Raw genomic sequence first — 22,904 nt, 5'->3', positions numbered from 1 at the left:
TCTGGAAGAAGGAGTTAGAAAGCAAGGTTTATCACCAGCCGGCTGGTTTAAAAAACCTGATCAGCCACTCCTCTAATTAATTGGAATATACTTGTTCGCTAAAGGATTTCACGGTAAAATAAAACTATTGATTTTTAGGAGTGAATATATTGTCTAATAAAAAAGTACAAAAAGTCGTCGTTTACGTCATGCTCGGGGTTATGCTTTTAACTACCCTTCTTGCAGGCCTTTCATCTTTTATCGGTTTTTAAATGCTTTCCCACCCGGAGGGAGAGCCCGGCTTTGACCACCTTCAGCATATAAGCAGACCTGTGGTTACAGCCTTCTGCGTTACGACATGGTACCTTGAATTGGATGTACGGGATGCGAACAGTGTTCCGTCTCTTTTTTTTCAAATCGAACCACTCCCCTTTCAGCCAAACTCTTCTTTCTGGCCGAACCATTCTCCTTTCAAAATAAAACATGCCTTTTTCCGGCCAAATCTGCCGCTGCAATACGCAGGCGGGCGCACAAAAAAATTGCTTAGAATCTCTAAGCAATTTTTGAATGATCATTGAGTTCTTGAAGATGAAGCCGGACAGGGATCATAGTTCTGAATCCTTGGAGATGGCTCCTTTTTCCTGAGCAAGTGTCCTGAAGGAACGGTCTGAGTCGGTAATCCACAGCTTTGTTCCGATTGGAATTTGTGAAAACAGCTGTTTCACTTCTTCATTGTGCATCCTGACACATCCTTGAGTGACAAAGAAACCGATGGAGGTTTCGGCATTTGTCCCATGGATTCCATAAATCCTCCCATCTGTCCCTTTTGCGTCAAATCCAATCCAGCGCGGTCCAAGGGGATTATTCGGATCGCCGCCCGCAATGTTCTTTTTCCTGTAATAGGGGTTGACTGCCTTGACTACAATGGAAAACTCCCCCTCCGGAGTGAGCTCTGAATTTTTGCCGCTCGCTACAGAATATACCTTTTGGATGGCTCCATCATCAATAAAAGCAAGCTCGTTTGTCTGTTTGTTCATGATTAGATAAGGATCGCCGGCTATTGGATTTTGTCCAAGCGGCCAGACCGGGGAGGCCATAAGGATGGAAAGAACGATCAGCCATTTCATTTGCGGCACCTTCTTTTTCCCTTATTATGCGGAATCTGAGGGCCTTCCATCCTTACTTAATCCTTTAAAATAGCTTTTCATCACCAAATATTGCTCCAGCTCCCGAACGAGGTGAAGCAGAGCTGCCCTTGTTTCGAACTCTTCTCTTGTTTGCGGCAGCGGCATTTCCTGAAAGGTTGTTTTCATATGATGAAGCTTTCTTAAAAAGATATGGGCTGTATTTCCAGGATGAATGTGTTCTCTCAGATCTTTAATAAAGTCTGCGATCATTTCACCCTGCTCTACAGTAACGGACAGATTGGATATGAGCGGGAGGAGCCTTTCAATTAATTCAAATTGCTTTTCCCTCATTTTAAAATAGTGATAGTAAAGATTTTCATTGCGGAGAAAATGATTTTCGACGTCACGGAAGGCAAGGGTTTTTGCCTCATGAAGGAGGCGGGCGGTGTCGGTAATTTCTTTTCCGTCCCATTCATTATCCCCTTCAAGCAGATACAATTCCATTTGCCGGAAAATAGCCGCAAAACTCCCTTCAATTTTAATCTGATACTCCCCAAGCCTTCTGTCTACACTTGGCATGTATAGATTCATAATGAGAGCAACTCCGATTCCGATGGCAATAAGCGCCAGCTCATTCAGGACCAGTTCAAACGTAATATGATTGGATGCATACAAATGCAGGATGATCACCGAGCTCGTTACAATCCCTTCTTTTGCTTGCGCGAGAACGGCTGTGGGTATAAACAAGAGGAGCATCATCCCGATGACGAGCGGTGAGTAGCCAAACAGTTCAAAAAAAACAAACGAGAACAAAATGGCGATGGAGCAGGCTAAAAACCTTGCCCAAGAGCTTTGCAATGATTTTTTCTTCGTGACCTGAATACATAAAATCGCAATGATTCCTGCGGAAGGAAAGTTTTCGAGGCCGGCCATCTGGGCTATGCTGATGGCTGCCGCCGTCCCCAGTGCTGTTTTGATGGTTCTGTACCCAATTCGAAATCGATTCATTCAAAAACTCCTATTTCATTGTTCCTTTATTTTAACCTAAAAAAGAACCGGTTCAAACGGAAATGTCCTTCCCCTCAGCCAGGCTGAAAGGAATCCGCCACCGTTTGGCCAGCTCCTCGAGTCCTTTACCAGTTTATAATATTTTGCTTAAAAAGTCTTGTGCCCTTTTTGTTTTTGGCTGGGCAAAAAATTCAGCCGGCGGGGCGTCCTCTACTAGAGATCCTCCATCCAGAAACAGCACCCGGTCTGCTGCTTCTCTCGCAAATCCCATTTCATGCGTAACGATGATCATGGTCATTCCGGTATGGGCCAGATCCTTCATAACATCCAGCACTTCCTTCACCATTTCCGGATCAAGAGCTGAAGTGGGCTCGTCAAACAGCATCACATCCGGGTTCATGGCGAGAGCTCTGGCGATGGCCACCCTTTGCTTCTGGCCTCCGGAAAGCCGGCTTGGATATTCGAAAGCCTTTTCGCTTAATCCCACTTTCTTCAGCAGCTCCTGCGCTTTCTCTTCCGCCTCAGCCTTTGGTACCTTTCGAACCGTCATAGGGGCGTACATTAAGTTTTGAAGAACGGTTTTGTGCGGGAATAAATAAAAATGCTGGAATACCATACCTACGTTTTGGCGGATTGTGTTTATTTTTGCTTTTGGATCCGTTACAGTATAGCCATCAATTTCTATCTGGCCGCTGGTTGGAACCTCCAGCAGGTTTAAACATCTCAGGAAAGTTGATTTTCCTGAGCCTGACGGACCAATCACCGCCACAACCTGCCCCTTTGGTATCGAGACAGAAATGTTATGCAGAACTTCGTTTTTGCCAAAAGATTTATGCAGCATGTCCACGTTAATCACTTTGTCTCAATCTCCTTTCAACCAGCTTCCCGATTAAGGTCAATATCATCACCAGTATGTAATAGATGAGTCCGGCTATAAGGAGGGGCTCAAAAAACTTGTAGGTGTTTCCTCCTACCTGCTGGGCTCTCCTCATCACATCTCCCAATCCGATTACGGTGACAATGGCTGACTCTTTTGTAAGAGTAATAAATTCATTGACTAAAGCCGGCAGGATATTTTTAAACGCCTGCGGCAGGATGATATCTTTCATCGTCTGATTGTAGGGTACCCCAAGCGCCATAGCGGCTTCTCTTTGCCCTTTATCAACGGCCATAATCCCGGCACGAATTACTTCTGAAATATAAGCGGCCGAATTTAATGAGAATGCCGCTACAGCTGCCCAGTACTGATCAATCGGTCCTATAAACTGGGGGAGTCCGAAGTAAATAATAACGAGCTGAAGAACGAGCGGAGTCCCGCGGAATATGGACGTATAAAAATCTGCAAACCAGTTTAGAGGCTTGATGCGGCTGATTTTTAAGAGAGCGAGAATAATGGCCAATGCGAAGCCGAACAGGGCAGAGAGAGCCACTACCTTGAATGTGATGCCAAGTCCTTGAATGATAAAAGGGATGGAATCAGAAATTGCGCCAAAATCGATAACCATGCTGCAGCTCCTTTCTAAAAGTGAATAAGAAACGTTCAACCTTCATCCAGTTGAACGTTCTTCTTCCATGTTTATTTCTGATCCTGGCCGAACCATTCAACCACTAATTTTTCCAGCTCGCCGTTCTCTTTCATTTTATTTAATGCTTTATTAAATTCTTCCGTATATTCGCTGCCTTTTTGGAAGGCAATAGCAGAGCCGGCCTCTTCTTCATTCGTATCCATCGTAAAGCCTTCAAGTTCTTTATCTTTCTCAAAGAAGCCTTTTGCTACGGTATCTTCAATAATGGCGGCATCAAAACGCCCAGCTTTGATCTCCTGGATAAGCTCCGGAATCTTATTGCGGTTTTCAACCTTGATTTCCGTTTTTTCTGCAATCTTTTCCGCTTCGCCCTCCTGTATGGATCCAAGCTGCACCCCTACGGTTTTGCCTTCCAGATCCTCAATGGATTCAATTCCGCTTCCTTTCTTGGAGACAATCATATGCTTAGCTACGTAATATACATCCGTAAAATCTACATTTTTTTTGCGTTCTTCTGTAGGAGTCATACCGGCTAACACCATATCTACCTGCTTAGCCTGCAAGGCAGCGACGAGTCCGTTGAAATCCATATCCTGAATTTCCACTTTGTACCCGAGCTCATCAGCCAGAGCATTGACCAAATCCACATCAAAGCCGATGATCTCGTCGCCTTTAGCCGTATCCTTGTATTCAAACGGCGGATAATCCGCAGATGTTGCCATTTTGAGTACTTTTTCTTCTTTTCCGCCATCTCCTGATGCATTTTCTGCAGTGCCGCAGGCAGCAAGAGCAAACATCATCACCAGACCAATTACCATCATAAACCACTTTTTCATCATTTGTTTCCCCCTATAGTTTTTAAAAAATTAAAATATTCTAAATTTAATAAAATTATGTCTTAAATAGTGGAACTAATCAAGAAATTTTTAACTTATATTTATACGATATTCTGTATTTTAACACGTATACATATTTATGCAATATCTCTATTAAAAATAAATTTTATTTTTTATTTTATTATTTTCATAAAACACTATAAACCCAGCTATAGTAACATTTTAAATTAAAATGCAAAAAGAGACCTTTTTCCCAAAAGGTCTCTTCCACTTAATATTTATACAAAATCATGATTAAACTTCTTTACAGTGCTGCTCGAAAGCTTCCTGCAGTTTTGATACAACGGCCATTGGCTCATGTCCTTCAATTTCATGACGCTCGACCATAGCAACAAGCTCACCGTCCTTCAGCAAGGCAAATGACGGGGAAGATGGCGGATAGCCTGTAAAGTGCTCACGGGCTCTCGCCGTTGCTTCTTTGTCCTGGCCGGCAAAAACCGTAACAAGCCGGTCCGGCCGTTTATCATAATGGACAGAATGGGCAGCAGCAGGTCTTGCAATTCCCCCTGCACAGCCGCAAACGGAGTTAACCATCACAAGCGTGGTGCCTTCTTGTTTGAATACATCCTCTACATCTGCAGATGTCGTCAGCTCTGTATAGCCTGCAGCCGTAATTTCCTGGCGTGCCTGCCTGACCACATCGTTCATAAACAGGTTAAAATCAATGTTCATTCTAATTTCTCCTTTCCTCTGCAGCATCGGTCTGCTGGATGAAACCGTATAAGTGCGCTACTTTTTCCATTTTACCAATTGTAAGGCCGTTTCCGCAAACAGACCGTTCAGCTTTTTTTATCAAGAAATCCGGAAACGAGCTTGTGTACAATGGATGAAACGGCCGCTTTCTCCTCCATCGTGTCCTGCTCTGCCCCAGGAAGGAGCATACTTACTGCAGAATCCTGATAAAAAGCCTGAAGAAGCTCGCTTTTAATGCTTTCATGCAGCCAGTCCTTCCGCTGTGCCCGTCTGCGGGAGCCGAATATACCCGATGCTTTCGTCTCCGTCCGGAAAGTCTGAATGGAATTCCAGATTTCCTGGATTCCGGTTTCTTTTAGCGCGCTCGCAGGCATTGCTTCTGCCGTCCAGCCTTCTGTATAAGGCTTAAGAAAGTGCAGCATGGAGTTGTATTCTTGAACCGCCTTTTTGGCAAGGGGCAGATTATCCCCATCTGCCTTATTTACAACGACAAGGTCCGGGAGTTCCATAATCCCTTTTTTCATTGTCTGAAGTTCATCTCCTGCACCTGTAAGAACGAGAAGCAGAAAGAAATCCACCATGCCGCGTACGAGAAATTCCCCCTGACCCACACCCATCGTTTCTACCAGGATGACGTCAAAGCCCGCCGCTTCACAAAGCAGGATGGTTTCCCTCGTCTTCCGGCTCACCCCGCCGAGCGTCCCTCCCGATGGGGTAGGGCGGATAAAAGCATCCGGATTAATGGAGAGTCTTTCCATTCTCGTTTTATCCCCGAGGATACTCCCCTTAGAAACGTGGCTGGACGGATCGACTGCCAGGACGGCTACTTTATGCCCTTGCTGGCACAGGTACGTACCGAATGCATCAATAAACGTGCTTTTTCCGGCCCCGGGGACACCTGTGATCCCAATCCTGATGGACTCGGTCCGTTTTGCCAGTACTTTTTCAAGCAGGCTTTGAGCAGCCTCGAAATGGCGCCATGCCCCGCTCTCGACCAGCGTGATGGATTGGGCCAGAATATGGCGGTCCCCTCTCAGAAGGCCTTCTGCCAGCTGCTCTGTATTTACCGGCTCATGATTATGCTTTCTTCTTTTCATGCCTCGTCCTTCACGTCCTCATACCCAAGAACATCATAGAGCTTGTTCAGCACCTTCATGGCTGCTGCAGGAATTACCGTACCAGGTCCAAAGATTTCGGCCGCTCCATTTTCTTTTAAAAATTCATAGTCGCCAAACGGGATGACCCCCCCGATAATAACCAGAATATCTTCCCGCCCCAATTTTTTCAGCTCAGCTTTAAGCTGGGGCAATAAGGTTTTGTGACCGGCTGCAAGCGAACTCATGCCGACAACATGGACGTCATTTTCAGCTGCCTGGGCAGCTGTCTCTGCAGGTGTCTGGAAAAGCGGACCAATGTCAACATCAAAGCCTAAATCCGCAAACGCCGTAGCGATGACCTTTGCTCCCCTGTCATGTCCATCCTGGCCCATCTTGGCAATGAGGATTCTCGGTCTCCTCCCTTCAAGCTCCTGAAATTCATCCGCGGCCCTTCTGACCCCCCGGATTTCTTCGTCGTTTGAGTATTCTGAACTATACACTCCGCTCACAGATCGAATCACCGCCTGATGACGTTTTGACACACGTTCAATGGCATAGGAAATATCGCCAAGTGTTGCTCTGTTCCTCGCGGCTGCCACGGCTAGTTCGAGCAGATTGCCTTCGCCCGTCTCCGCTGCCTGCGTAAGGGCTCTAAGCGATTCCCCAGTCTTCGCATCGTCCCTATCAGCCTTCAAGCGTTCAAGGCGCAGGATTTGCTTGCTTCGGACCTCGCTGTTATCGATAGTCAGGACATCGAGTTCATCTTCCTTCTCAAGCCTGAAACGATTCACACCGACGATGGTTTCCTTCCCCGAGTCAATCCTTGCCTGTCTCCTGGCTGCAGCCTCTTCAATCCGCATCTTGGGAAGACCCGTTTCAATGGCTTTGGCCATTCCGCCAAGCTCCTCGACCTCTGTAATTAATGTCCGGGCCCGTTCGATTAGATCATGTGTCAGCGATTCGACATAATAGGAACCGCCCCAAGGATCAATCACATCGCAAATTCCGGTTTCCTCCTGAAGATAGAGCTGCGTATTCCTGGCAATCCTTGCACTGAAGTCCGTCGGAAGAGCAATGGCTTCATCCAGCGCATTCGTATGCAGCGACTGGGTATGGCCCATGGCCGCAGCATGAGCTTCCATGCAGGTTCTTGCCACATTGTTAAATGGGTCCTGCTCGGTTAGGCTCCAGCCGGATGTTTGCGAATGCGTTCTGAGTGCCAGTGATTTAGGATTTGCAGGATGGAACGGTGCAATCAGCTCCGCCCACAATTTTCTCGCCGCTCTCATTTTAGCCACTTCCATAAAATAGTTCATCCCGATGGCCCAGAAAAAGGAGAGTCTTGGAGCAAATGTGTCAATGTCCATCCCGGCCTTCAGCCCGGTCCTTACATATTCCAGCCCATCGGCGAGAGTATAGGCAAGCTCTATATCATTCGGGGCTCCCGCTTCCTGCATATGATAGCCGGATATGCTGATGCTGTTGAATTTCGGCATATGCTCAGATGTGTATTTAAAAATATCACCGATTATTCTCATCGACATTTCAGGCGGATAAATGTACGTGTTCCGTACCATATACTCTTTTAAAATATCATTTTGAATGGTTCCGGTAAGCTTATCCTTTGAAACTCCCTGCTCCTCAGCCGATACAATATAAAAGGCCATGATTGGCAGAACGGCCCCGTTCATCGTCATCGAGACACTCATCTCATCGAGCGGAATTCCATCAAACAGAATGTTCATATCCAAGATCGAATCAATGGCCACCCCGGCTTTGCCAACGTCCCCTTCTACCCGTGGGTGATCGGAATCATAGCCCCTGTGGGTTGCAAGATCGAAGGCGACAGAGAGCCCTTTTTGACCCATAGCCAAATTGCGTCTGTAAAACGCGTTGCTCTCTTCCGCCGTTGAAAAACCGGCATATTGGCGGATCGTCCATGGACGGTTAACGTACATCGCCGCATATGGACCTCTCGTAAACGGAGGCAGACCGGGAAAGGTATTTTCAGTTTGACCATCTGATTCGCTGTACCACTGCTTCAAAGTTATTTTTTCATTCGTCTCAAATACAGGCTCTGCACAGTTTCCCGACTCTGACCAATCGGTTTTTAGATGGCCGGCTTTAAGATGCACTCTTTCCATCAGCATTTCACCCCCAATGCTCTCTGCAATTCTTCTAAAAATTCGAGCCGGTTCATTCCAGAAGCCACTTCCTTCATTTTAGGAAAGGTTTCCTTCCAGTTTTCCGGTTTTTCTCCTGCAATGAATACATTGTTCCGGCAATAAAACAGAACGTGCTTAATGTCAGCCTCATTTTCAATATAGCTCCGTCCAGTTCCGCACAAGAAGACCGGTCGGCTGAAATCAAGCATATCGAGTGCCGTCACTGCCCCCCCTATTCCGCCTGAAGCAAGCAAGCCCTTAAGGAAGTCCAGACGCGGCTTGTATTCTTTCAGCGTTCCAAAAACGGCAATCTGGACAGCAGGTACCCCTCCCTCATACTCCTGGGCGGATTCTCTTAATCTTTCAAATGGAACAGCCAGTCTTTCCGGAGCAGCCCACGGGCTGTCCATATCCGGGGCGGAAAATTCGGGGTGTTGACCGTTTGCTAAAGCAGACCGCACATGGCGGAACGATTCTTTAGGCCACATACCGCGGAGTTCTTTTTTTTCCCGGGCACCTATCCGATCTTCCGGATTCGCATAATCATTAACGCCAATCATTTTTTTTCTATGCAAATGAAGGGCTTCGGCCTGGTATTGATAACTCCCGCTTATTTCAGACTGCAATTCTCCGCTCGATAAGAATGGTACGAACCCCCCTTTAGCCTCAATCTTCATAATTTTTTCCCATGCCTTTTCTGAAATTTCTTTCGTAAGGGCTTCTAAATACCATGAACCCCCACCGGGATCGCTGACTTTTTCCAGAAGACTTTCTTCACTCAGCAAGTAATGAATATTACCCGCAATCCGCTCGGACATGACAGAACCTCCGATCACCTCATCAAACGGAAGAACTGTAATCGCATCCGCATTTCCGATCACGGCCGAAAACGCTTCGGTTGTGGTACGCAGAAGATTCACATGCACATCAAGCTTTGATTTATTTAAAGACGAAGTAAGAACATGAGTATACATTTTTTGAGCTTCCCCAGTTTCTCCGAAGGCAGAAAGAATCGAACTCCAAATCAGTCTTGCTGCACGCAGCTTTGCCGTTTCCATAAAAAAATGGGAACCGGCAGAAAACTGAAAAGCTGTTTTTCCGGCAAGCAGCTGAATAGGCTTGCCGTTCTGCCTGCACCAATTCAGAAAATCAAGAGCTTTTGCAAATGTGCAGGCAAGCTCCTGAACAGCGTCTGCCCCCGCTTCATGGAGACAGCCGCTTTTAAACCAGATCGTTTTCTGATCAGGACGGGACCCGCAAGCATCCGTATAATCAGCCATCCAGTTCAATGCAGACCCGAGGCCCGGTTCATCTATGTATCCTTTCATCAATGCTTCATAAGGATCACAGCCTGCTCCCCCTTCTCCAAGTTCAGGAACCCTGCCTGAAAAAACCGTCATCCAATGGGGAGCTTCCTCAAAATCAATCATAAAATGAAGAGTATATTTTTTTATTGCATCCGCCAGTACCATCACATCCTGAGACGATGACAAGGCTTTAAAATCCGATAAATAAAAAGAATTGTGCCCCAGTCCTGCTGCCTTCTTTATTCCCAGCACCAATTCATCTAGCGTCTGGTGGTGATTCAGCGATTGAGACGCTTTCCACATCCCTCTTTGTTCAGCGGTGCCGCGTATATACGGAAAAACCCCAGGCTCTGGAACGGCAGTCGAATCTTCCTTCAAATAAAGCGGTTTCAAAATAATGTTTTCTTTTGTTTTCGTTTTAAGCGTCTCAGCCGATTCCCCTTTAAGTGCTTTTTCAACAGCATTCAGCCAGGCTTGTTCTGTACCGTTTTGATAATGAATCTGCGTTTCCTGCTTCTTATCCATCTTGTGCTTCCAACAGGAAGCCCACCCCCTAAGAATGCGTTTTCATTTTATAAGAAAAACAAAACCGTCCCTGCCTTCATTGTATTATAACTATCCACATCCAGCAATTGTCCGCCCTGGTTTCTCCGGTCTCTCCAAGTGGTATACTAACCATAATAATAAACTCTGTTTGAAAAGGACGATTGAAGATGGAAAAAGCCATGCTGATTATAAACGGCAATGCCGGACAAAAGAATATTGATAAAAACCTTCAAATGATCGTCCCCGTACTCGCTGAGGGCCATCCGCATCTTTTAATCCTTCAGACACAACGGCGTTTCGATGCAAAGAGATATTGTGAAATTTACGGGGAAGAAATGGATTTTGTTTATATATTGGGGGGAGACGGCACGGTCCACGAGTGCATCAATGGCCTTGCCAAGCTAAAGAAAAGACCGGCAGTGGGAATACTTCCCGGCGGAACGTGCAACGATTTCGCCAGAACACTCGGCATTCCGCAAAACCTGAAAGAGGCCGTCCAAGTTATTTCAAGCGGATCCAGACAGCCAATTGATGTGATTCAGACAAGTGAACATTTTCTTCTAAACTTCTGGGGAATCGGACTGGTCACCGAAACCTCTGAAAATATCGTTGATTCAGAAAAAGCAATGCTCGGTAAAATCAGCTACTTCCTAAGCGCATTCCGCACCGTACAGAAAATGGATCCATTCCCAGTCAGAATCCAGGCTGATCAGGACCACTTTGAAGGCGAAGCCGTGATGGTGCTCGTCGCAAACGGAAAATTCATCGGAACAAATGCCCTCCCTTACCCGGGGATCTCCCCTGAAGACGGGAAAGCCGATGTATTTATACTAAAAAACACCAACCTTGCAGCAATCCGGGACATGCTCACGATGAAAGACGCTTCCAAGTGGGATAACAACGAATCCGATCTTCTGCATTTTACAGGAAAAAGAATTGAAATCACAACAGAACATCCGATGAAAGCCGATACCGACGGTGAGGTATACTCCGGCACACCGGAGGAAATCACAGTATTGAAGCAGCATATTGAATTTCTGGTTCCTGAGGTGGAATAAGCGGGGCGCGATCAAACTTTAGTTTAGGAGGTTATTTTCCGTGGTTACCGTGGGGAATGCTGGTGGCTGCGGGTTGCCTGCCTCCGACCCTCACTCTGCTAAAGGATTAAAGCTCCGGCACCATCTCTCTGAACCGTTGTACCGCAAGGCTTTGAAAGAACAAGTCTCCGTACCGCTTTGCATTAAAGCAGCAGGGGCCAGGCACAGTGCCTGGCCCCACTTTCGCTGCCGTACTAAAGCTCCGGCACCTGATCCGCCAATCCTTGCTGCGCAAGGGCTGGCAGTTCCACGTCTCTGTCCCCCGCCCCTTTACAGCAGTAAAGCTCCGGCACCGTTATAACCGGAAAACCACGGTGGCTTTGGGTGGGGCATACCATGGTGCCTGCGGGTTGGCTGCCTCCGACCCTCACTCTGCTAAAGGATTAAAGCTCCGGCACCACTTTGCCTCACACCTTGGAGGTCATGGGAACGCAAGGTTGATGCTCCGTCCCCATATCAGCGAAAAACAGAGGTCGGAGGATGCCTCCGACCCCAGTTATGTCTACTGGTCTGCCTTTGTCCCCTAAGCTTATAAAGTGTTGGGAGAGTAAGGATAGGGGAATTCTGTCTCTGTCCCTCTATCCTTCACCGCAGCGGGGGACGGAGGTACAGCACAAAAGAGCAAAAGAGCACAATAGCACAAGAGCCCAAATCCACAAGTCCATACAACACCAGACTAAGCATACTGAACATACTGAGCAGACCGTATACAATACGCTCTGCTCCAGCTTTAAATCTCCTTCATGCCTTAGTAAACCGAAGTATTTTCCTTTGAAATCGTTTCAAGTATTTCTTTTACTCTTGCCAGGAAACGTCCGCAGACTAATCCATCCAGGACGCGATGGTCGAGGGAGAGACAGAGGTTGACCATGTCCCTGACAGCAATCATGCCGTTATTCATGACTACGGGACGTTTGACGATGGATTCAACCTGCAGGATGGCAGCCTGCGGGTAATTGATGATGCCCATCGATTGGACAGAGCCGAAAGAGCCGGTGTTGTTCACTGTAAAGGTGCCGCCTTTCATGTCTTCGGCACCAAGTTTGCCGGTACGGACTTTGCCAGCAAGCTGGGTGATTTCACGGGCGATGCCTTTGATTGTTTTTTCATCTGCCTGTTTGATGACAGGCACGAACAGGGCGTCGTCAGTGGCGACGGCAATCGAGATATTGATGTCTTTCTTTTGGATGATTTTATCGCCGGCCCACATGGAATTCATTTGCGGGAATTCTTTTAGGGCCTGAGAAACGGCTTTTACAAAGAAGGCGAAGAAGGTAAGGTTAAAGCCCTCTTTTTTCTTGAATTCATCTTTGATGGATCCGCGGTACTCTACGAGATTTGTGACGTCTACTTCCACCATTGTCCATGCATGCGGAGCTTCGTGCTTGCTCTTCAGCATGTTGGCTGCTATTGCTTTTCTAATGCCGGTAAGGGGGATTTCAATGTCCCCGGGAGCTGCAGACACCGGCTGAGCTGTTCCTTGCGCCTTCGGCTGTACAGACGCTTCGGCCGGACTCTTCTCTTTTTCGGTTACGGACGGTTCTGGCTGCTTGCCGGAGGCGGCCTGGGAACCGGCTTTAGGAGCTGTGCCGCTATCAATCAGCTGCTGCAGATCCTTTCTGGTGATTCTTCCTCCTGCACCGCTTCCGTTAACCTGCTCAAGGTCGATTCCATTATCCTGGGCAAGACGCAGCACGGCAGGCGAATACCGTTTCTTATTTGGCTGGGCATCGTCGCTTTCCTGAGCTTGAGCGGTCTCCTCTGGAGGCGCCTCAGCAGCAGCTGGTTCCTTGGCCGGGCTGCCTTCTACCTCAACTTTACAGATGACTTGTCCGACTTCAAGCGTATCTCCTTCAGCTGCAGTAAGCTCTTTAATTACACCTGTAAAGGATGATGGAACTTCTGCGTTTACCTTATCCGTCATTACTTCAGCGATTGGATCGTACTTGTTTACCTGATCACCAACCGAAACAAGCCATTTGCTGATTGTACCTTCTGTAACACTCTCCCCCAGCTGGGGCATGGTCATCTGTTCCATTCCCATTGTTCGGCACTCCTTTTTTTGAAAGATTGGCTTTGTAAATCCCTGCTTTTCATGGCACAAAAATTGCTCCGAGCCACCATTTCAATCCCATTCAGATTAAAATTCAGCGAGTTTTCTCATGGCCTCTTCGACTTTATCCGGGTTTACCATAAAGTATTTTTCCATTGTAGGAGCGTATGGCATTGCTGGAACGTCCGGACCTGCGAGACGCATAATTGGAGCATCCAGGTCAAACAGGCAGTTTTCCGCGATGATGGCTGAAACCTCGCTCATGATGCTTCCTTCCTTATTGTCTTCCGTCAGCAGCAGGACTTTTCCTGTCTTCGAAGCGGCTTCTATGATGGCGTCTTTATCCAGCGGATAAACTGTTCTTAGGTCAAGAATGTGTGCTGATATTCCATCCTGTGCAAGTCTTTCAGCTGCCTGAAGAGCGAAGTGGACACATAGGCCGTATGTAATGACCGTGAGATCCTCTCCCTTGCGTTTTACGTCCGCTTTGCCGATAGGGAGAACGTAATCATCTGCTGGAACTTCCCCTTTTATTAAACGGTAGGCACGTTTGTGCTCGAAGAACAGCACGGGGTCTTCATCGCGGATTGCCGCCTTCAGCAGCCCTTTTACATCGTATGGGGTAGAAGGCATGACAATTTTCAGTCCAGGGGTATTGGCAAACAGCGCTTCGACTGATTGTGAATGATAAAGGGCTCCGTGCACTCCACCGCCGTAAGGGGCGCGAATGACCATGGGACAGCTCCAGTCGCTGTTCGACCGGTAGCGGATTTTGGCTGCTTCTGAAACAATCTGATTGACAGCCGGCATAATGAAATCTGCAAACTGCATTTCAGCAATCGGCCGCATTCCATACATGGCTGCACCGATGCCAACACCGGCAATCGCAGATTCAGCGAGAGGTGTATCGATTACACGCTCTTCCCCGAATTGGTCGTACAGTCCATGGGTCGCTTTAAAAACGCCGCCTTTTTTTCCGACATCCTCCCCAAGTACAAATACTTTATCGTCACGTTCCATCTCCTCGCGGATGGCCATTGTGACAGCATCGATATAAGATATAACTGCCATTTTTTCTCCTCCTTACTCCGCGTATACGTGCTTTAATGCAGATTCAGGATCTGCATAAGGAGCATGTTCTGCGTAATCGGTCGCTTCATTTACTTCCTTCATGATTTCATCTAAGATCGATTTTTCGATTTCATCGGTCAAGATGCCGGCTTCTCTCAGGTAAGCAGCAAATTTTGCATTGGGGTCATTCTTTTTCGCTTCTGCCACTTCCTCCTGTTCCCGGTAGCTGCGGTCATCATCATCACTGGAGTGCGGAGTGAGCCTGTAGGAAATGGTTTCGATTAATGTTGGCCCTTCTCCTCGGCGTCCCCGGTCAGCCGCTTCCTTCACTGCTTTATACACTTCCAGAGGATCGTTTCCGTCAATAGTAAAGCCCGGCATGCCGTATCCGATCGCACGGTCGGAAACATTTTTGGCAGCGACCTGTTTTTCGTAAGGAACGGATATTGCGTATTTATTATTTTCACACATAAAAATGACCGGCAGTTTATGTACTCCTGCAAAGTTCGCGCCTTCGTGGAAATCCCCTTGATTTGACGATCCTTCACCAAAGGTCACAAATGTTACAAGGTCCTTTTTCTCCATTTTTCCTGCAAGGGCAATTCCCACTGCATGCGGCACCTGGGTTGTTACAGGGGATGAGCCCGTTACGATACGGTTCACCTTTTGTCCAAAGTGACCAGGCATCTGCCGTCCGCCGGAATTCGGGTCCTCTGCCTTAGCAAATCCGGATAGCATTAAATCCTTTGCCGTCATCCCAAAGGCAAGCACCACGCCCATGTCGCGGTAATAAGGGAGCGCATAATCCTTTTGGCGGTCAAGTGCAAAAGCAGCTCCGACCTGAGCCGCTTCCTGTCCCTGGCAGGAAATAACAAATGGTATTTTTCCAGAACGGTTCAAAAGCCACATCCGCTCGTCAATTTTTCTGGCCATAACCATAGTTTTATACATTTCCAGCACTTGTTCATCGGTTAAACCGAGTGCTGCATGACGATTTTCAGCCATGGAAATCCCTCCTAAATGAATGGCATCAGCCATGAATTGCTTTCCCATCTACTGCAAGCGCCGCCTCGCCAATCGCTTCTGAGAGCGTCGGGTGGGGATGGATTGTATGACCAATCTCCCAAGGGGTCGCATCAAGCACCTTGGCAAGTCCGGCTTCAGATATCATGTCTGTCACATGCGGACCGATCATATGAATGCCAAGAATATCATCTGTATCTTTGTCAGCTACGATTTTAACAAAGCCATCAGCTTCTCCGAAAACAAGTGCTTTTCCGATAGCCCGGAATGGGAATTTGCCGGTCTTGACATGAAATCCTTTATCTTTCGCTTCCTCTTCTGTATAGCCAACACTGGCCGCCTCCGGAGAGGAGTAGATACATTTGGAGACAAGGGAATAGTCAAGCGGATGTGGCTGTTCGTTAGCGATATGCTCAGCTGCTAGGATTCCCTCGTGGGAGGCAACATGAGCAAGCTGAAGCCCCCCGTTCACATCTCCAATCGCATAAATATGCGATTCCTTTGTCTGCATATAAGGATTGACTTTGATGAATCCTTTATCTAAAGCGATATCTGTATTTTCGAGCCCGATCCCTTCGACATTAGCCTGGCGTCCGACAGATACAAGCATTTTCTCTGCTTCAAAGGTCTGGCTGCTGCCGTTCATTTCGGCTTCAATGAAAACACCATTCTCTATTTTCATTGTTTCAGGCAATACTTTTGCTCCAGTGACAACCGTGATTCCTTTTTTCTTCAAAAGCCTTTGCATTTCCTTAGAGATTTCAGCATCCTCTAAAGGAAGAATCCGGTCTGCATATTCAATAACCGTAACTTTCACTCCAAAATCACAAAGCATGGAAGCCCACTCAATTCCAATGACTCCGCCTCCCACAATCACGATGGATTCTGGCAGACGTTCAAGGGTTAATGCATCATCTGAAGACAAGACCGTTTCTCCATCCAATTCGAGTCCAGGCAATGTACGCGGTCTCGAACCGGTAGCAATAATGACGTTTTTTGGGATTAGCATTTCGTTTTCGGTCCCGTCGTTCATTTCTACAGAAATCGTTCCTGGCATCGGAGAAAATATTGAAGGACCCAGGATTCGCCCAATTCCTTCATACACATCAATTTTCCCTTGTTTCATTAAGTGCTGGACGCCTTTATGGAGCTGATCCACTATTTTTTGTTTTCGTTCCTGCACTTTTAAAAAGTTCAGCTCCACACCCGCTGTTTCAACGCCGAATTCCGCAGCGTTTTTCGTCTGTGCATACACTTCGGCACTGCGGAGAAGCGCTTTACTTGGGATGCATCCTGCATGGAGACATGTGCCTCCAATCTTGCCCTTTTCAACAATTGCTGTTTTAAGTCCAAGCTGGGAAGCGCGGATGGCGGCTACATATCCGCCGGTACCGCCGCCAACAATGACTAAATCATATTCTGTGGCCATGAAAATGCTCCTTTCTGCTCGTTAAAAGATTCGCACAGTCTTTTTGTTTCCTGGATATTCTTTCGCCTGTTCTTCTTTTCTAAGGACCCTTAGAGCACCTTCGGCTAACGATTGAAGTTCATTTTCACCGGGAAACACGATGACATCCGCAATCCAATCCACATGGCTTGAGATCAGAGACGTAAACCGTTTTCCATAAGCAAGGCCGCCGGTAAGTATAATGGCGTCCACTTTTCCTTTTAACACAGCACTTGCGGATCCAATTTCCTTGCCGACCTGGTAGGCCATCGCGTCCATTACAAGTTTTGCCTTTTCATCTCCGGCTTCAACCATTTTTTCTGCTTGAATCGCGTCGCTGGTTCCCAAGTACCCGACCATACCGCCTTGTCCTACAAGCTTCTTCATGACTTCCTCACGGTAGTAGTCACCGGAGTAGCACATGGAAATCAGGTCGCCTGCCGGAACCGTTCCTGCCCGTTCGGGACTGAACGGCCCATCTCCGTGAAGCCCGTTGTTTACATCAATGACCTTCCCGTTTTTATGAACACCGACCGTGATTCCTCCGCCCATATGCGTCACGATCAGGTTTAAATCTTCATAGTTCCTTCCATACTGCGCGGCTGCTTTCCTGGCCATTGCTTTTTGATTCAGCGCATGGAAGATGCTTTTGCGTTCAATAGATGGCATTCCGGATAGTTTAGCAATCGGGGCCATTTCGTCCACCACAACAGGATCCACAATATAGGCCGGGATGTTCAGTCCGGCAGCTATTTCCCGGGCGATGATACCGCCGAGATTTGAAGCGTGCTGACCGGAGTACCCTTTTTCAAGGTCCTCCAGCATTTGGCTGTTCACCTCATACGTCCCCCCTTCAATGGGACGCAGAAGCCCTCCTCTTCCACACACAGCAGAGAGCCTGGATATGTTGATTCCTTCCTCATCCATCGCTTCCAAAACCGCATCTTTCCTGAACTGGTATTGGCTAATCACTGTTTGGAAAGAACTAAGCTCTTCTGTACTATGCCTGATGGTTTTTTCTAAAATAGGCCGATCTGAATCAAAAACACCGATTTTCGTTGATGTGGACCCCGGGTTGATAACCAAAATCCGATACTCTGTCTCCTGCAAAAGTGAATCCTCCGTTTCTAAACTGATGCGCATTTCCGGCTGCCTTTCCGTTTACCGGCGGCTTAGGATATGATGGCCGTTTTGAAGAAATTGACTTCTTGAATTTCTCATCCGCTCAATTCTTTCCTCTGCAAGACGGTCAGCTGCTTTATATGTCGGAATACTGTCACGCTTAGCAATTTCAAGGACACTCTCAATGTTGCTGTAGATTCCTTCTACTTTTTTTAGAGCACGGTCACGGTTATAGCCGTAAAGCTCGTCTGCTACGTTAATGACACCACCCGCGTTGATTACATAGTCCGGAGCGTAGATGATGCCCATCTCATGTATGGTGTCTCCATGACGGGTTTCTTTCAGCTGATTGTTTGCTGCGCCGGCAATTACACGTGCTTTCAGCTGTGGAATCGTATCATCATTAATTGTTGCTCCCAATGCACAAGGTGCATAAATATCGCAGTTTACGCTATAGATTTCATTTGGATCCACAGCTTTTGCACCAAATTCATCGACAGCTTTTTGAACCGCTTCTTTATTGATATCCGTCACAATCAGCTGTGCACCTTCTTCATGGAGGTAGCGGCAAAGGTTAAACGCTACATTGCCAATCCCCTGTACCGCGATTACTTTGCCTTCCAGCGAATCTGTTCCGAACGCTTCTTTAGCAGCTGCCTTCATGCCTCTGTATACACCGAATGCCGTTACAGGAGATGGATTGCCGGAAGAGCCGAATGCAGGGGAAATTCCGGTTACATAGCTTGTCTCCTCGTGGATGATGTCCATGTCCGCTACCGTTGTCCCCACATCTTCAGCAGTTATGTATCTTCCGTTCAAGCCTTGAATGTAGCGTCCAAATGCACGGAACATTTCTTCATTTTTGTCTTTCCGGGGATCACCGATGATTACGGTCTTCCCGCCGCCGAGGTTTAAGCCGGCCGCTGCATTCTTATACGTCATTCCCCGCGCAAGCCTCAGCGCGTCCTCTACTGCTGCTTCCTCTGATTCATAGGTCCACATACGCGTTCCGCCAAGTGCAGGTCCAAGTGTTGTATCATGTATGGCGATGATTGCCTTTAGCCCTGACTGTTGATCCTGGCAGAAAAGTACTTGCTCGTAATCATAGTGCTCCATATATTTAAAAAGTTCCATTTTGAGTTCCTCCCTGGTTTTCTTTGTTTTTTTGGCTCGGTTAAACGTAATGGCTGATGTACAAAGATGAAGAGTTTACGATTCAGACGTGCAAATCGCTGTTGCGAGGGAATACAGCTTGCTTTCAGCAGAATCTGAACGGCTTGTCAATACGATTGGAGCTTTTGCTCCGGCTATCAGGCCGCCCACCTTCCCTTGGGCAAAATAAACCAGCGATTTATAAAATACATTTCCAGCTTCCATATTTGGCATTAACAAAATGTCCGCTTTACCGGCTACCTCTCCGCTAACACCTTTATGACGGGCCGCCTCCTCTGACACAGCTACATCGAGCGCCATCGGGCCGTCAATGAGGCAATTTAGGATTTGGCCTCTTCTGTTCATCTGTGTAAGAGCGGCAGCATCCAGTGTAGCCTGCATCGAAGGATTTACCAGTTCAACTGCCGCAATCGGTACAGCTTTTGGCAGCGGAAGCCCGAGCCGGTTTGCTGTATGTACCGCATTCTGAAGGATCTGTACTTTTTGCTGCAAATCAGGATCCACGTTCATGGCGACATCCGTTAAGAATAAAAGCCGGTCACAGGCAGGAACCTCAAACACCGCCACGTGGGAAAGTACTTTTCCCGTTCTGAGACCATACTCCTTATGTAATACTTCCTTCATGAGGACGCCTGTAGGCAATCCGCCTTTCATTAACACGTCTGCTTCACCGCTGCTGACGGCTTTGACCGCAAGCTCTGCTGCCTCTTTATGCGATGAGGCATGGACAACCTTAATATGTCCCATCACAGCGTTTTTCTCCTGAAGCAAGGAGTGGATTCCTTCTTCATCCCCAAATAAAATGAATTCGGCCATGCTGAGGTTTTGGGCCATCAGGATCATGTTGATGATTTCGATATCCTCTGCAGAAGCGACGGCCACCTTTTTACCGGAAGTCCGGGCTGCATTTTCGAGAATTGTTTGTAATTTCAAGTAAGAATCACCCTCTCATGTAAATTCGCACCCAAACTATATACTGCAAGAAGCGTGCCAAACTGAAAAGGCATACAGTGGCAGGCGTTAGCCTTTTAAAAGAATGCAAAAACCTGCACTTTATGCAATTTATTGCGTGCTAATGTTTGCAATTTCGTATTTTTCCATTTTATAATACAGTGTTCTGAGAGAGATGCCTAAAGATTTTGCAGTTCGGGTCCGATTATACCCGAATTTTTGAAGAGCCGCAGTTATTACGTCTTTTTCGGTTTTTTCCACTGCTTCTGAAAGCGATGGCAGATTCTCCTCAGGATTTATTCCTATTTGATGGACAGCTTGTCTTTTGGCTACAAAATCCGGCAAATGCGAGGAATGAATGCACCTCTCTGAAGGGTGCATAAAAATCATCGCCCTCCCCAAAATATTTTCAAGCTCACGCACGTTCCCCGGCCAATCATGGCTGAAAAGGATATCCGCTGCTTCAGAAGAAATTTCTTCAATGTACTTCCCGTAATCCTGGTTGATTTTCCGGATCAAATGGGCGCTCAACGCTGGAATATCCCCTTTTCTTTGTCTAAGAGGCGGAATGGAGATCGGGTATCTGTTCAGCCGGTAATAAAGGTCTTCACGAAAAGCTCCTTCCGTCATAGCCTTTTCAATTTTCAGATTGGTTGCCGCAATAACCCTGACGTTCACCGGAATCGCTTTTGTTCCGCCAACACGGACGATTTCCTTTTCCTGAAGAACCCTTAAAAGCTTGGCCTGCATTTGCGGAGACAGCTCTCCAATTTCATCGAGAAAGATACTCCCATTATTCGCTTCCTCAAAAAACCCTTTCTTGCCGCCCCTTTTTGCCCCCGAGAAAGCCCCCTCCTCGTAGCCGAACAATTCGCTTTCCAAAAGATTCTCTGCGATGGCGGCACAATTCACACGGATGAATGTATTGTACTTTCGGTCGCTTTCATTATGTATCGCGTGGGCAAACAGCTCTTTTCCCGTACCCGATTCTCCCCTTAACAGAACTGTGGCGGGAGTTTTCGCACCAAGCTTCGCCTGCTCAATCGCAAGCTTCATTTCCTCGCTTTCGCCGATGATGTCCTGGAACGTATATTTCGCTTCAAGTGTACGGATAATCTGCCTGGCACGGTTCAATTCTGCTGTTAACGTCTTAATTTCGGAAACATCGTGAATGACTCCGACGCTCCCCTTCAGCTTCCCGTCCACTATGACAGGAGCGACATTGACAAGCACATCTTTCCGGCTGCTGCCAACCTTCATCCTCACTCCCCGGACCGGACGCCTCGTCTGCAGGACACGCAAATGCATGCTTTCCCCTTCTGAAATATCCGCGGTAGCCGGGAGACCGATGATGTCTTCTTCCCTTAACCCCGTCATTCTTGTGTAGGCAGGGTTAACAAGAATCCCCCTGCCATGTTCATCAACCACAGATATCGCTTCATCGGAGCATTGAATGATCGCTGTCAGCATCGTTTCAATTTCGCGCAGATTGGTTAGCTCCTCAGCAAGCTGAACCGCCTCTGTAATATCCTTAAACAGGGAGAGGGCCCCTCTAAGCGATCCATCTGGATTCAAAATCGGAATCCTGGTTGTGATGATTTTGAGCCCATTATCCAAAATCTGCTCCTGATTGTATTCAGGCTTTTGGCTGTAAAGGACTTCCGGAAGTCTTGAATTCGGAATGACCTCTCTTATTTTGCGGCCAAGAACATTTTTTCTCATGTTTCCTGTCACATTTTCTGCCACCCGATTAATAAAGATGATATCTTCACTTGCATCTATTACAATCATCCCGTCATTGGTGGCATCCAGGATGGTTGAATACTTATTAGTCTGTTCCTTCAGCCTGTTAATCAATTGTTCTTTTTCACTCGTAAGACTCGATATGATGAGTGCGACTGAGGATGGGACAACAATGGTGTGGCTCTTTTTTTCTTTTAGCAATGCCTCCAGAACTTCAGGTTTTCCAGTAGCTTCCATAACCACATCAATGTCATTGGTCAGAAGCATCCTCCAATCCGAATGAACAGGGATGCCCGCCTCCTTTGCGTAAAGAATGCCGGGAGCCTGGCTGTTTATGTCCGCTACTGCTGCCGTTTTCATCACTTGAGTCTCAACCAGCATTTTCAATAAGGCTGTTCCGCCCTTTCCCGCGCCGACAAGCAACACATTTTGCATACAGATCCCCTTTGATTATGAAAAATTTTTCATATCCACCTTTATTTTTTGCAAATTATTGCATTAATCAATTTTATCATAGAAATCCTGCTTGACAAATCTTTTTAAAAAGCAAAGAATAAAGCTAAATTGCGCAATTGGAAAGGGTTACAATAATGTCGAGAATAATCGCATTGATCATTGTCCTCATACCGGGAATGATGGCTGCCTATGGAATAAAACTGATTCGGGACCTTTTTTTCGGAATCCTTCAGCCGCCCATCCCTTCCCTGCTGATTCAATTTTTGATTGGTCTGACTTTGTTTATTGCAGGCCTTGGATTTACTGCAGGATTTATTTTTTACCGCGACCGCAAACACAATAAGGTGCAGAAAAGATTCAGCCGGAGGTAATGGATTCTTTTAATACAGGGAATGCGATGCGCCCACTCTGCCTGAGACAGCAC

The 22,904-nt window shown here is 47.1% G+C and carries 20 protein-coding genes; 3 read left to right on the top strand and 17 right to left on the bottom strand.

What is annotated here, in order from left to right; all coding sequences use genetic code 11:
- The first annotated feature begins 149 nt into the window (after positions 1-149).
- Complete coding sequence (gene prli42, locus ACQCVE_RS00890) at positions 150-251, top strand: stressosome-associated protein Prli42 (RefSeq protein WP_426843868.1); 102 nt, start codon at positions 150-152, stop codon at positions 249-251.
- Between the two features lie 333 nt (positions 252-584).
- Here the strand turns inward: prli42 and ACQCVE_RS00885 are convergent, their stop codons facing one another.
- From ACQCVE_RS00885 to ACQCVE_RS00845, 9 genes are all read right to left on the bottom strand, one after another.
- Positions 585-1,106, bottom strand: a complete 522-nt coding sequence (locus tag ACQCVE_RS00885; RefSeq protein ID WP_426843867.1) for a L,D-transpeptidase — start codon at positions 1,104-1,106, stop codon at positions 585-587.
- Between the two features lie 24 nt (positions 1,107-1,130).
- A complete protein-coding gene (locus ACQCVE_RS00880; RefSeq protein WP_426843866.1) occupies positions 1,131-2,114 on the bottom strand; it encodes an aromatic acid exporter family protein in 984 nt (327 codons plus the stop codon).
- Positions 2,115-2,247: 133 nt separating this feature from the next.
- Positions 2,248-2,970, bottom strand: coding sequence for an amino acid ABC transporter ATP-binding protein (locus ACQCVE_RS00875; RefSeq protein WP_426861294.1), 723 nt, complete (start codon positions 2,968-2,970; stop codon positions 2,248-2,250).
- Positions 2,963-3,619: an amino acid ABC transporter permease gene (locus ACQCVE_RS00870; RefSeq protein ID WP_426843864.1), complete on the bottom strand. Its 657-nt coding sequence runs from the start codon at positions 3,617-3,619 to the stop codon at positions 2,963-2,965. Before ACQCVE_RS00870 ends, ACQCVE_RS00875 begins: the two co-directional genes overlap by 8 nt.
- Before the next feature lie 71 nt (positions 3,620-3,690).
- Positions 3,691-4,476: a transporter substrate-binding domain-containing protein gene (locus ACQCVE_RS00865; RefSeq protein ID WP_426844238.1), complete on the bottom strand. Its 786-nt coding sequence runs from the start codon at positions 4,474-4,476 to the stop codon at positions 3,691-3,693.
- A gap of 294 nt (positions 4,477-4,770) precedes the next feature.
- On the bottom strand, positions 4,771-5,208 hold the full coding sequence (locus ACQCVE_RS00860; RefSeq protein ID WP_426843863.1) for a BrxA/BrxB family bacilliredoxin: 438 nt from the start codon (positions 5,206-5,208) through the stop codon (positions 4,771-4,773).
- A gap of 107 nt (positions 5,209-5,315) precedes the next feature.
- Complete coding sequence (gene meaB, locus ACQCVE_RS00855) at positions 5,316-6,326, bottom strand: methylmalonyl Co-A mutase-associated GTPase MeaB (protein ID WP_426843862.1); 1,011 nt, start codon at positions 6,324-6,326, stop codon at positions 5,316-5,318.
- The gene (scpA, locus tag ACQCVE_RS00850; protein WP_426861292.1) at positions 6,323-8,470 is read right to left on the bottom strand and encodes a methylmalonyl-CoA mutase; all 2,148 of its coding nucleotides are present in this window, start codon (positions 8,468-8,470) and stop codon (positions 6,323-6,325) included. Before scpA ends, meaB begins: the two co-directional genes overlap by 4 nt.
- Entirely contained in the window at positions 8,470-10,323 is a 1,854-nt protein-coding gene (locus ACQCVE_RS00845; RefSeq protein ID WP_426861290.1) for a methylmalonyl-CoA mutase family protein, read from the bottom strand. The genes scpA and ACQCVE_RS00845 overlap by 1 nt, the downstream gene beginning before the upstream one ends.
- Positions 10,324-10,505: 182 nt before the next feature.
- On the opposite strand from ACQCVE_RS00845, the gene ACQCVE_RS00840 reads away from it, so the two are divergent.
- On the top strand, positions 10,506-11,402 hold the full coding sequence (locus ACQCVE_RS00840; protein WP_426843859.1) for a YegS/Rv2252/BmrU family lipid kinase: 897 nt from the start codon (positions 10,506-10,508) through the stop codon (positions 11,400-11,402).
- A 787-nt stretch (positions 11,403-12,189) separates the two neighbouring features.
- Here the strand turns inward: ACQCVE_RS00840 and ACQCVE_RS00835 are convergent.
- The 8 genes from ACQCVE_RS00835 to ACQCVE_RS00800 all read right to left on the bottom strand — a co-directional run bounded on the left by ACQCVE_RS00835 (position 12,190) and on the right by ACQCVE_RS00800 (position 22,459).
- Positions 12,190-13,485 (bottom strand): dihydrolipoamide acetyltransferase family protein, encoded by a 1,296-nt coding sequence (locus ACQCVE_RS00835; RefSeq protein WP_426861288.1) that lies wholly within the window; start codon positions 13,483-13,485, stop codon positions 12,190-12,192.
- A 96-nt stretch (positions 13,486-13,581) separates the two neighbouring features.
- Entirely contained in the window at positions 13,582-14,565 is a 984-nt protein-coding gene (locus tag ACQCVE_RS00830) for an alpha-ketoacid dehydrogenase subunit beta (protein WP_426843858.1), read from the bottom strand.
- A 12-nt stretch (positions 14,566-14,577) separates the two neighbouring features.
- Positions 14,578-15,570 carry a thiamine pyrophosphate-dependent dehydrogenase E1 component subunit alpha gene (locus ACQCVE_RS00825; RefSeq protein WP_426843857.1) on the bottom strand — a complete coding sequence of 331 codons (993 nt, stop codon included), beginning with the start codon at positions 15,568-15,570 and terminating at the stop codon, positions 14,578-14,580.
- Positions 15,571-15,595: 25 nt separating this feature from the next.
- Positions 15,596-17,017 carry a dihydrolipoyl dehydrogenase gene (gene lpdA / locus ACQCVE_RS00820; RefSeq protein ID WP_426843856.1) on the bottom strand — a complete coding sequence of 474 codons (1,422 nt, stop codon included), beginning with the start codon at positions 17,015-17,017 and terminating at the stop codon, positions 15,596-15,598.
- A 21-nt stretch (positions 17,018-17,038) separates the two neighbouring features.
- The gene (buk, locus tag ACQCVE_RS00815; protein ID WP_426843855.1) at positions 17,039-18,178 is read right to left on the bottom strand and encodes a butyrate kinase; all 1,140 of its coding nucleotides are present in this window, start codon (positions 18,176-18,178) and stop codon (positions 17,039-17,041) included.
- An 18-nt stretch (positions 18,179-18,196) separates the two neighbouring features.
- Positions 18,197-19,291, bottom strand: a complete 1,095-nt coding sequence (bcd, locus tag ACQCVE_RS00810) for a branched-chain amino acid dehydrogenase (protein WP_426843854.1) — start codon at positions 19,289-19,291, stop codon at positions 18,197-18,199.
- A gap of 75 nt (positions 19,292-19,366) precedes the next feature.
- Complete coding sequence (gene yqiS / locus ACQCVE_RS00805; RefSeq protein ID WP_426861286.1) at positions 19,367-20,263, bottom strand: phosphate butyryltransferase; 897 nt, start codon at positions 20,261-20,263, stop codon at positions 19,367-19,369.
- 129 nt (positions 20,264-20,392) lie between these two features.
- Complete coding sequence (locus ACQCVE_RS00800) at positions 20,393-22,459, bottom strand: sigma 54-interacting transcriptional regulator (RefSeq protein WP_426861284.1); 2,067 nt, start codon at positions 22,457-22,459, stop codon at positions 20,393-20,395.
- Positions 22,460-22,614: 155 nt separating this feature from the next.
- On the opposite strand from ACQCVE_RS00800, the gene ACQCVE_RS00795 reads away from it, so the two are divergent.
- Positions 22,615-22,851 (top strand): DUF2627 domain-containing protein, encoded by a 237-nt coding sequence (locus tag ACQCVE_RS00795; protein WP_426861283.1) that lies wholly within the window; start codon positions 22,615-22,617, stop codon positions 22,849-22,851.
- The last annotated feature ends 53 nt before the right edge of the window (positions 22,852-22,904 follow it).

This window comes from Metabacillus sp. 113a, assembly GCF_050107635.1.
Classification (GTDB): Bacteria; Bacillota; Bacilli; order Bacillales; family Bacillaceae; genus Metabacillus_B.
The sequence above is the reverse complement of the archived record's forward strand: the minus strand, read 5'-3'. Positions and strand labels throughout refer to the sequence as shown.

Excerpts from the sequence above, each read along its gene's own strand:
- ACQCVE_RS00885 (WP_426843867.1), bottom strand. The coding sequence starts at position 1,106 with ATGAAATGGCTGATCGTTCTTTCCATCCTTATGGCCTCCCCGGTCTGG.
- ACQCVE_RS00880 (WP_426843866.1), bottom strand. The coding sequence starts at position 2,114 with ATGAATCGATTTCGAATTGGGTACAGAACCATCAAAACAGCACTGGGG.
- ACQCVE_RS00870 (WP_426843864.1), bottom strand. The coding sequence starts at position 3,619 with ATGGTTATCGATTTTGGCGCAATTTCTGATTCCATCCCTTTTATCATT.
- ACQCVE_RS00865 (WP_426844238.1), bottom strand. The coding sequence starts at position 4,476 with ATGAAAAAGTGGTTTATGATGGTAATTGGTCTGGTGATGATGTTTGCT.
- ACQCVE_RS00860 (WP_426843863.1), bottom strand. The coding sequence starts at position 5,208 with ATGAACATTGATTTTAACCTGTTTATGAACGATGTGGTCAGGCAGGCA.
- meaB (WP_426843862.1), bottom strand. The coding sequence starts at position 6,326 with ATGAAAAGAAGAAAGCATAATCATGAGCCGGTAAATACAGAGCAGCTG.
- scpA (WP_426861292.1), bottom strand. The coding sequence starts at position 8,470 with ATGGAAAGAGTGCATCTTAAAGCCGGCCATCTAAAAACCGATTGGTCA.
- ACQCVE_RS00845 (WP_426861290.1), bottom strand. The coding sequence starts at position 10,323 with ATGGATAAGAAGCAGGAAACGCAGATTCATTATCAAAACGGTACAGAA.
- ACQCVE_RS00835 (WP_426861288.1), bottom strand. The coding sequence starts at position 13,485 with ATGGGAATGGAACAGATGACCATGCCCCAGCTGGGGGAGAGTGTTACA.
- ACQCVE_RS00830 (WP_426843858.1), bottom strand. The coding sequence starts at position 14,565 with ATGGCAGTTATATCTTATATCGATGCTGTCACAATGGCCATCCGCGAG.
- ACQCVE_RS00825 (WP_426843857.1), bottom strand. The coding sequence starts at position 15,570 with ATGGCTGAAAATCGTCATGCAGCACTCGGTTTAACCGATGAACAAGTG.
- lpdA (WP_426843856.1), bottom strand. The coding sequence starts at position 17,017 with ATGGCCACAGAATATGATTTAGTCATTGTTGGCGGCGGTACCGGCGGA.
- buk (WP_426843855.1), bottom strand. The coding sequence starts at position 18,178 with ATGCGCATCAGTTTAGAAACGGAGGATTCACTTTTGCAGGAGACAGAG.
- bcd (WP_426843854.1), bottom strand. The coding sequence starts at position 19,291 with ATGGAACTTTTTAAATATATGGAGCACTATGATTACGAGCAAGTACTT.
- ACQCVE_RS00800 (WP_426861284.1), bottom strand. The coding sequence starts at position 22,459 with ATGCAAAATGTGTTGCTTGTCGGCGCGGGAAAGGGCGGAACAGCCTTA.
- ACQCVE_RS00795 (WP_426861283.1), top strand. The coding sequence starts at position 22,615 with ATGTCGAGAATAATCGCATTGATCATTGTCCTCATACCGGGAATGATG.